The following is an 8,807-nucleotide window of genomic DNA, read 5'->3' as shown; positions in this document are numbered from 1 at the left end:
TGCAAAAACAGGTCGTGATGGTCTAGGTGGAGCTGTGATGAGTTCTGATAGTTTTACAGAAGAGTCAAAATCACTTCGTCCGACTGTACAAGTTGGTGACCCATTTACTGAAAAACTACTTCTAGAAGCGTGTTTAGAACTCTTTAAAACTGACCATGTTATTGGTATTCAAGATATGGGTGCTGCTGGGCTTACATCTTCTGCGTTTGAGATGGCTGGTCGTTCTGGAAGTGGAATGATAATGCATCTGGATAAAGTTCCTGCTCGTGAAGAGGGAATGACTCCGTATGACTTTATGCTCAGTGAATCACAAGAGCGTATGCTTCTTTGTGCGAAAAAAGGAAGTGAAGAGGAGATTATTAAAATCTTTGAAAAATGGGACTTGGATGCTGCTGTTGTTGGTGAAGTGACAAATACAGGAAATATGGAACTTTTCTGGCATGGAGAGAAGTGTGCTGAAGTTCCGGTTGACCCTGTAAGTGAAGAGGCTCCAGAGCTGAACCGTCCTATGAAAAAACCTGCATATCTTGATGATATTCATAAAGTGAGCATAGATGATTTTGATAGAGTTCCAAATCAAGAGGCATTTGAGAAGCTTACAAAATCTATGGAAGTTGTAGATAAATCATGGATATATACGCAATATGATTCAATGGTACAGACAAATACTATTAAAAATGGCGGGATGCTTGATGCTTCTGTTATTCGTGTAAAAGAGAATAATAAAGCACTTGCAATGAGTGCAGACTGTAATGTTCGTTATTGTTACATTGACCCTAAAATGGGTGGTGCTGCTGCTGTTGTTGAGAGTGGTAGAAATGTAGCTATGAGTGGTGCTAGACCACTTGCCATTACAGATTGTCTTAATTATGGGAATCCTGAAAATCCTGAAGTTATGTGGCAGTTTGGTGAGGGTTGTTTAGGTATTAAAGAGGCGTGTGCAGAGCTTACTACGCCTGTAATTGGTGGAAATGTTTCACTTTATAATGAAACAAACGGTGTTTCTGTTTTTCCTACGCCTTCTATTGCAACTGTTGGGGTGAATGATGATGAGAACAATGTTCTTATGTCCTCTTTTTCAGAAGAGGGGAATGCTTTGTATCTTGTAGGTGAGAGCAAATCAGAATTTGGTGGTTCTTTATATATGAAAGAGCTTTATGATACTGTTGCTGGTGCTATACCTGAGATTGACTATAAACAAGAGCTTGCTCTATGGGAATTAGTCATAGAAGCTAATAAAAAACATCTACTTGAGTGTGCTAAAGATGCGAGTAGTGGTGGTGTAGCTATTGCCCTTGCAAAAATGGCTGCAACAAGTGGTCTTGGCTGTGATGTGGAGATGAGCGTTGCTGATGATAGAGATATATTTTCAGAGAGTATGAGCCGTGCAATCATCGAAGTAAAACCTGAAAACTGTGAAGCGTTTGAAGCAATGCTTGATGAGTCAATGAGTATAGAAAAAATTGGAACAGTTGGTGGCGATACAATTCGTATAAATGATGTAAGTATGAGCTTAGAACAACTACAAGATAATCATTTCAATACTTTTGCAAGAGTAATTGAACAAGATTTATAATAAGGAAAATTTGATGGCGAAAAAAAGAGCTTTAGTAAGTGTTAGTGATAAAAACGGTGTTGTAGATTTTTGTAAATCTTTAGTAAAAAACGGTTATGAGATTATCTCTACTGGTGGGACATTTAAACTCTTAAAAGAGAGTGGTGTTGAAGCGATAGAGATCGATGAAGTCACAAAATTTCCTGAATGTTTTGAGGGGCGTGTAAAAACGCTTAACCCTTATGTACATGGTGGAATTTTACACCGTCGTGATAAGCAATCACATTTAGACCAAGCAAAAGAGCTTGGTGTTGAGGCTATTGACTTAGTGTGTGTGAATCTTTATCCTTTTAAAGAGACTATTGAAAAAACTGATGATTTTGATGAAATTATAGAAAACATTGACATTGGTGGACCTGCTATGGTTCGCTCTGCTGCAAAAAACTTTGATGCAGTGCTTATTGTAACAAATGTAGAAGATTATGCTGTTGTAATTGATGCTATAGAAAATGAAAAAAATACAAAAGATTTTCGTCGTGGATTTATGGTAAAAGCATTTGAGCATACGGCTGCGTATGATAGTATGATAGCAAATTATATGAATGAGCGTTTTAACGAGGGCTTTGGTGAGAAGCAGTTTATAGTTGGAAACAAAGTTATGAATACTCGTTATGGTGAAAATCCACACCAAAATGGTGCTTTATATGAGTTTGATAAACACTTTTCAAATAACTTCAAAACTCTCAAGGGTGAAGCAAGTTTTAACAATCTTAATGACCTAAATGGTGCGATTAAAATAGCTTCTGCGTTTGGAGATGACAATGCCGTTTGTATCTCAAAACATGGAAATCCATGTGGTTTTGCAATTCGTGATAATCTGCTTGATGCCTATGTAGAAGCACTTAAATGTGACCCAGTTTCTGCGTTTGGTGGTGTTGTTGCAGTAAATGGTACAGTTGATAAAGCAATGGCTCAAAAGATGAATGAGATTTTTATTGAAGTTATCATCGCAGGTCGTATTACACAAGAGGCTCAAGAAGTTTTTGCTAACAAAAAACGCATTAAACTTTTTGAGATGGGAAGTGATAAACTTGTTCTTGCAAATGATAAAAAAGACTTTAAACATATTGATGGTGGATTTATTTTCCAAGATGCTGATAAAGTAAAAGATGATGAAGTGAAAAATGCGAAACTTGTTTCTAAAAATTCTGCTTCAGCTGAGGAGATGAAAGATCTTGAGATCGCATACAAAGTAGCTTCACTTACAAAATCTAACTGTGTGGTCTATGTGAAAAACGCAGCGATGGTTGCCGTTGGTATGGGAATGACAAGTCGTGTTGATGCTGCGCAGTGTGCACTCAAAAAAGCAAAAGATATGGGACTTGATGTAAGTGGTTGTGCTCTTGCGTCTGAAGCATTCTTTCCATTTAGAGATTCAATTGACGCAGCAGCTGAAGCTGGTGTAAAAAATGTTATTGAGCCTGGTGGTTCTATTCGTGATGAAGAGATTATTGAGGCTGCCAATGAGTTTGGTATGAGTCTTTATTTCTCAGAAATTCGCCACTTTCTACACTAAAATAAAAATAGCAATGCACTTTGAGCGTTGCTACACTCGTCACGTACAATAGTACGCTTCCTCTCTATGCGCCTTGAAATTACATTACTCTTTTTATTTTAGATTGTGCATCTAATTTTTTTACATAATTAAAAAATAGAGTATGTAGCCTGCTATAAATGCAGCGTATCCATACGCTATAAATTGCAATATAAATGATTTTGTATTTTTTGAATCATTATGTGAAATATAAATTTTATAGGTAATAAGATTTGCCATGGCAGCAATGATACTTCCAAAACCTCCCACATTTGTTCCCCAAAGTAGTGCTTCGTATTGCGATGTAAATTTGTTTAGTATAAGTGTTGTCGGAACATTACTAATGAACTGACTTAAAAAAGATGAAAGTATGAAGATATGTGTTGGATGTTCTATTGTTGTTCCGAGCATCTGTTTAATATTTGCGGTTAAACCTATAAAAATAATAAATGTGAAAAGTAAAAGATAGTCCACTTTGAAACTTTTTATATCAAAGAAAAAGATAAAGAGTAAAATCCATGGAAGAAGGTTTAGCGGTAATATGTGTAAGATAATAAGTACTACAGTCAGAAAAAGAGTGAGATATATGTAGGCTAAAGGTTTATTTATATTTGCTATTAATTCCTCCTTTTTTCTAATTGATGTTGTTTTTATAAAAAGTGAAACGATAAAAAACAGTGCAAGCATAGCGAATGAAAAAGGGGCTATTATTTTTATAAATTCATAGGTATTAAGAGAATAATAGGAGTAGATGAAAAGATTTTGTGGTGTGCCAAAAGGAGTTAAGGCTGCGCCTATATGTGAAGTGAGAGCCACTAAAATGACAAGTTTCTCTCTCTGTTTTATTTTTAGAGATAGGACTATTGGTAAGAGTGTTATAATTGCAACATCTATACTTATAAGCATGGAGAGAAAGAAACTAATAAACAGTAACTTTTGAGGTAAAAATTTAGACTTTTCTAAAAAAGAACTCACTTGTAAAAACAGATGACTATTCTCTAATCCTTTTATAACCACAAATAGAGCAAATAATAAAAAGATTGGAACTAAATCGGCTTGAGAAAATAGAGGAAAAGCGCTTAGATGATAAGATGTGAAAAGTAGTCCACACAACGAGAGTAAAAAAAGCCACTCCCGAGCAATAAAATTAATAAAATTATTTTTCATAACTAATTGTATCGCTAATAGTTTAAAAAGATAATTATTTCTCAACTTGATTGACATCCACTCAACTCTTGTGATATAATTCTACTAATAAATTTATAAATTATGAAATAGGTAGGAAAAAGATATGAGTAAATCATTATATAAAACACTTGAAGTCTCTCCAACTGCTAGTGAGGCAGAGATTAAAAAAGCGTATAGAAAATTAGCGCGAAAATATCATCCAGATGTGAATAAAGATAAGGATGCTGAGGATAAGTTTAAAGAGATTAATGCTGCATACGAAATACTGAGTGATAAAGAGAAAAAAGCACAGTATGATCAGTATGGTGATAGTATGTTTGGCGGTCAAGATTTTCATGATTTTTCAAGAAATTCAGGCGGGCAAGCTGATTTAGATGAAATTCTTAGACAGATGTTCTCTGGTGGAGGCAGTGGCTTTAGTGGCTTTGGTGGTGCATCAGGCTTTGGTTCTGGTGGTTTTGGTGGAGCACAGCAACGCTATCAAGAGCCAAATTTAGATATTGAGACTAGTGTTACTATTCCATTTAGTACAGCTATTTTAGGTGGCTCACACTCCGTTTCAGTAAATGGTGACCGTTTTGACATCAAAATTCCTGCTGGTGTAAAAAGTGGCGAGAAGATGCGTGTGAAAGGAAAAGGACATGCCCAAAATGGTAGAGTAGGGGATTTGTTCTTAAAAATAACAGTTGCTCCAAGCCCTGAGTATGTCAGAGAGGGTGATGATTTAGTAAAAACTATTGATGTTCCTCTTTATGCTGCACTTTTTGGTGAAAAAGTTTCTGTTAAAACTTTAGAGAAAGAGATAAAACTCAAAATTCCACAAAATACAAAAAATGGACAAAGATTTCGTGTCAAAGATATGGGTGCGATGAACCGTAAAACAAAACAAAGAGGTGCTCTTTATTTAAAAGCAAATATTATTTTGCCAAATGTAGATGATTTAGATGCTGATTTAGTTGAATTAATGAAAGAGAAATTACCTAAAACGGTATAGGGAGGGTAACAATATGCATACATACGATGAACCAGTTTATCTTATTAGTATCGTTTCAAAGATTTTAGATATTCATCCTCAGACCTTGCGTCAATATGAGAGAGAGAATCTCATTATGCCTTCGCGTTCTGATGGAAGAATAAGGCTTTATTCTCAAAGAGATATTGATAGAATTAAACTTATACTGCGTTTAACAAGAGAACTTGGGGTTAATCTTGCTGGCGTGGACATTATTTTAAACCTTAAAGAGAGTATTGACTCTATGGAGCGAGAGATTGCCGAATTGAGGCATGATGTTCAGGTGGCAAAAAATGCACACTCTGTATCACCTGAAAAGTCTTTAGTAACTAAAAGAAGTCTTTATGAAATGGTTGTCTTTAAAGAGGAGTAGTTTTCTACTCTTTAAGCCTCTCTATCTTCGCTCCAATATTTTGAAGTTTGCTCTCTAGTGCTTCATATCCTCTGTCGAGATGATAAATTCTATGAATGTCGGTCTCTCCTGTTGCTACGAGCCCTGCTAAAACAAGTGCGCTTGAAGCTCTAAGATCGGTAGCCATTACATCTGTCCCACTAAGCTGTGTTCTTCCACTTACTGTTGCTGTATGACCGTTAAGAGTAATGTCTGCTCCCATACGCTGAAGCTCGCTTACATGCATAAATCTATTTTCAAAAAGTTTTTCTTCAATTATGGAAACACCCTCTGCTTGAGTGGCAAGAGCTAAAAATTGAGCTTGCATATCTGTTGGAAAAGCAGGGTATTCTTGTGTGATTATTTTTATGGCTTTCATCTCTTTTGCAGGGTGTATACAAATTGTATTTTTGCTAAGTGTAAATGTATGCCCCATCTCTTCAAGTTTTGAAAGAACAGCACCGAGATGTTTTGGTTCAACATTTGTTAAAGTGATTTCACTCTTTGTTATGGCTCCTGCACAGAGGTAAGTGCCTGCTTCAATTCTATCTGGAATAACATCAAAATCTTTGATATTTAAGAGTTTTCCATCTGTTCCATGAATCTCTAACATAGCAGTTCCTATGCCATTTATAATGACACCACTTTGTGCAAGTATTTCGCAAAGTTGTACAACTTCGGGTTCTCTCGCTGCGTTTGTGATGGTGGTTACACCTTTTGCAAGCGAGGCAGCCATGACAATATTTGCAGTTCCTGTAACGGTAATTTTATCAAAAATAATTTCACATCCATGTAAGCCATTTGGAGTAGTTGCTTGGATATATCCAGCTTTTATATCTATTTCTGCTCCCATCTGTTCTAAGGCTTTGAGATGCAAATCAATAGGACGCTGTCCAATGGCACAACCTCCAGGAAGTGAAACTTCGCAGTGTCCAAACCGTGCAAGAATAGGTCCTAATACTAAAATAGAAGCACGCATAGTTTTTACAATATCATAAGTTGCTTTTGTTTCATTTATAGTAGAAGTGTCAACATGAACACTTTTTTTTGAAAATTTACAACTTGCACCGAGTTTTGAGAGAAGTTTTAGTAGTGTTTTAATATCTACAACATCAGGAAGATTGCCTATAGTTACAGCCTCTTTTGCTAAAATAGTCATAGCTATTAGTGGAAGTGAAGCATTTTTAGCACCAGATATTTCTATTGCACCATTTAATGTTTGTGTTGGGTAAATTTTTAGATAATCCATAAGTCTCTTTATTAATTGTATATTATTGTTCTAAGTTAATATTGTAATTATACCTTATATTTGTGTTGCTTTTTTTGATATACTTTTACTAAAGGAATTGCCATGAGTTCAGCCCTCGATAGATTAAAAGATCTAACAAATAAAATATCTAGTTATGAGACTGCTAGAAAAGAGAATTTACGACTTTTAGAAAAGCTTTTTGATGACTTAGCGATGGGTCAAAAGGTAGATAAATTTAATGATATTTTTTTATTTAAAGCTATTAATCTCTCTGGTGCTTCGCTGCAAAAAGAGAATTTAGGTGAAGTAAAAGAGGGAAAATACTTACAAATATTAGCAATTAGCTATGATAAGGAAGCCACAAAGAAGAGTAAAAATATTTCTCTTGGATACTATGGCAGGGCTGAAAATGTTGATACTGATTTTAAAAATATGGTTGTAGAGTTCATTATTAGATATAGATTTGAGAAGAGTTTTATGACGCTTGAACATTATCATGGAATGATTGGAACATTTGGGAAAAAGAGTGAGTAGATTTTACCTTATTTTATGGCTTAAATGGATGCTGTGGCTCACTTTTTTGAGTGTTTTTTTAGCTATTTTAGGGGCTGCGTTTACAACAGTAGTTGTATATATTAAACAAGGTGCAGTTCCTCTTAATAATGAAGTTTATGCTGCTTTATTTGAAATTTTTAAATTTTGGTTTGCTATTATTTGGAGTGTGACGCTACTGCTTTCTCTATTCTTGACGCTTAAAACTGTTTTTAATCACTGCTATGCGAACTTTAAATTGATTTTGTTTACCTGCCCTGATAAAAACAGTCAAAGTCAACAAATAGAACAGATTGGCTATGGTGATTTGGTAAAAGTATGGCGTAAATGGTTTATGCTTCTTATGTGGCTGGTTGGAGTACAAATGATACTTGCGTTTATATCTATGAAACTCTTTTCAAACGCAGCTACTCTTTTTGATTGGTTTAATATCTATGTTTTATATCTTTTTTTACTCATTGCTGGCTATTTTTCATTTATGATTTTAAGTGTTAAATGTAAAAAAGTAAAAGTTGTCAAATGCTGATATTTTTAGATTTACAGACGACTGGGATTGAAGCAAAGGATGTTATTTGTGCTATTTCTCTTCTTTACGAAGAAAACTTAGTTTCAGAATTTATAAATGAGGGCAAAAAGATTCCTGCACTTGCTTCAAGCATACATAATGTTACAAATGAGATGATAAAAGAGAGTGCTGCGTTTAAGGAGAGTGCTGCGTTTGAAATTTTGCAAAAATACAATAAAGATGAAAATATTTTAGTTATGCATAATGCCGCATTTTGTTTGGAGAAACTCTCGTCTCACTCATTAGCATGGCAGGGAGCAGTTGTAGATACTTCTCGGGTGAGCAAACATCTTGTTTCTGAGTGTGAGCTTTTTTCTCTTAATTTTTTGCGTTATGAGTTGAAGCTTTATAAAGATGAAGAGCGCTTAAAAAAAGAGTATGGCATTAAATATGCTTTATTTGCTCATGATGTGAAAAGTGATGTTATTATTACAAAATTACTTTTTGAATATTTGCAAGAGATGGCAACATTACAAAAGATGCAAGAGCTGAGTTTTTCAAAGGTGCTGTTAGAAAAGTTACCATTTGGTAAATATCAGGGCAGATATATTGAAGAGATTATTCAACTTGATGGAAACTATTTGCAGTGGATGTTGCAGTTACCTGAGTTAGATGAAGATTTGAGATACTCTTTAGAGTACTATTTATAAGGATAAATATGAAAGTAGCAGTTGAATGCCAGTCACCGCTTTTACAAAAAT

Annotated in this window: 9 protein-coding genes; 7 read left to right on the top strand and 2 right to left on the bottom strand. The window is 34.9% G+C overall.

Annotation, left to right across the window (positions count from 1 at the left end; all coding sequences use genetic code 11):
• A partial coding sequence (gene purL / locus MVY38_RS06925) for a phosphoribosylformylglycinamidine synthase subunit PurL (RefSeq protein WP_297484654.1) occupies positions 1–1,576 on the top strand: 1,576 nt, incomplete at its 5' end.
• 13 nt (positions 1,577–1,589) lie between these two features.
• A complete protein-coding gene (gene purH / locus MVY38_RS06920; RefSeq protein WP_297484652.1) occupies positions 1,590–3,131 on the top strand; it encodes a bifunctional phosphoribosylaminoimidazolecarboxamide formyltransferase/IMP cyclohydrolase in 1,542 nt (513 codons plus the stop codon).
• Between the two features lie 120 nt (positions 3,132–3,251).
• Here the strand turns inward: purH and MVY38_RS06915 are convergent, their stop codons facing one another.
• On the bottom strand, positions 3,252–4,316 hold the full coding sequence (locus MVY38_RS06915; protein ID WP_297484650.1) for an SLC13 family permease: 1,065 nt from the start codon (positions 4,314–4,316) through the stop codon (positions 3,252–3,254).
• A 124-nt stretch (positions 4,317–4,440) separates the two neighbouring features.
• On the opposite strand from MVY38_RS06915, the gene MVY38_RS06910 reads away from it, so the two are divergent.
• On the top strand, positions 4,441–5,331 hold the full coding sequence (locus MVY38_RS06910) for a J domain-containing protein (RefSeq protein ID WP_297484649.1): 891 nt from the start codon (positions 4,441–4,443) through the stop codon (positions 5,329–5,331).
• Between the two features lie 13 nt (positions 5,332–5,344).
• On the top strand, positions 5,345–5,722 hold the full coding sequence (locus MVY38_RS06905) for a helix-turn-helix transcriptional regulator (protein ID WP_297434313.1): 378 nt from the start codon (positions 5,345–5,347) through the stop codon (positions 5,720–5,722).
• Between the two features lie 4 nt (positions 5,723–5,726).
• Here MVY38_RS06905 and murA read toward each other — a convergent pair whose 3' ends face one another.
• A complete protein-coding gene (gene murA, locus MVY38_RS06900; protein ID WP_297484647.1) occupies positions 5,727–6,989 on the bottom strand; it encodes a UDP-N-acetylglucosamine 1-carboxyvinyltransferase in 1,263 nt (420 codons plus the stop codon).
• 102 nt (positions 6,990–7,091) lie between these two features.
• On the opposite strand from murA, the gene MVY38_RS06895 reads away from it, so the two are divergent.
• The 3 genes from MVY38_RS06895 to MVY38_RS06885 are packed head-to-tail and all read left to right on the top strand — an operon-like array spanning position 7,092 to position 8,756.
• Positions 7,092–7,523, top strand: coding sequence for a hypothetical protein (locus MVY38_RS06895; protein WP_297484645.1), 432 nt, complete (start codon positions 7,092–7,094; stop codon positions 7,521–7,523).
• A complete protein-coding gene (locus MVY38_RS06890; RefSeq protein WP_297484643.1) occupies positions 7,516–8,067 on the top strand; it encodes a hypothetical protein in 552 nt (183 codons plus the stop codon). Before MVY38_RS06895 ends, MVY38_RS06890 begins: the two co-directional genes overlap by 8 nt.
• Positions 8,061–8,756, top strand: coding sequence for a DUF3820 family protein (locus tag MVY38_RS06885; protein ID WP_297484641.1), 696 nt, complete (start codon positions 8,061–8,063; stop codon positions 8,754–8,756). The genes MVY38_RS06890 and MVY38_RS06885 overlap by 7 nt, the downstream gene beginning before the upstream one ends.
• Positions 8,757–8,807: the final 51 nt, after the last annotated feature.

It is taken from the genome of Sulfurimonas sp., from assembly GCF_027056685.1.
GTDB lineage: Bacteria > Campylobacterota > Campylobacteria > Campylobacterales > Sulfurimonadaceae > Sulfurimonas.
This window is presented reverse-complemented; position numbering and strand designations above follow the sequence as displayed.

Coding starts and splice junctions, on each gene's coding strand:
- MVY38_RS06905 (WP_297434313.1), top strand. CDS start 5,345: ATGCATACATACGATGAACCAGTTTATCTTATTAGTATCGTTTCAAAG.
- MVY38_RS06895 (WP_297484645.1), top strand. CDS start 7,092: ATGAGTTCAGCCCTCGATAGATTAAAAGATCTAACAAATAAAATATCT.
- purH (WP_297484652.1), top strand. CDS start 1,590: ATGGCGAAAAAAAGAGCTTTAGTAAGTGTTAGTGATAAAAACGGTGTT.
- MVY38_RS06915 (WP_297484650.1), bottom strand. CDS start 4,316: ATGAAAAATAATTTTATTAATTTTATTGCTCGGGAGTGGCTTTTTTTA.
- MVY38_RS06910 (WP_297484649.1), top strand. CDS start 4,441: ATGAGTAAATCATTATATAAAACACTTGAAGTCTCTCCAACTGCTAGT.
- MVY38_RS06885 (WP_297484641.1), top strand. CDS start 8,061: ATGCTGATATTTTTAGATTTACAGACGACTGGGATTGAAGCAAAGGAT.
- murA (WP_297484647.1), bottom strand. CDS start 6,989: ATGGATTATCTAAAAATTTACCCAACACAAACATTAAATGGTGCAATA.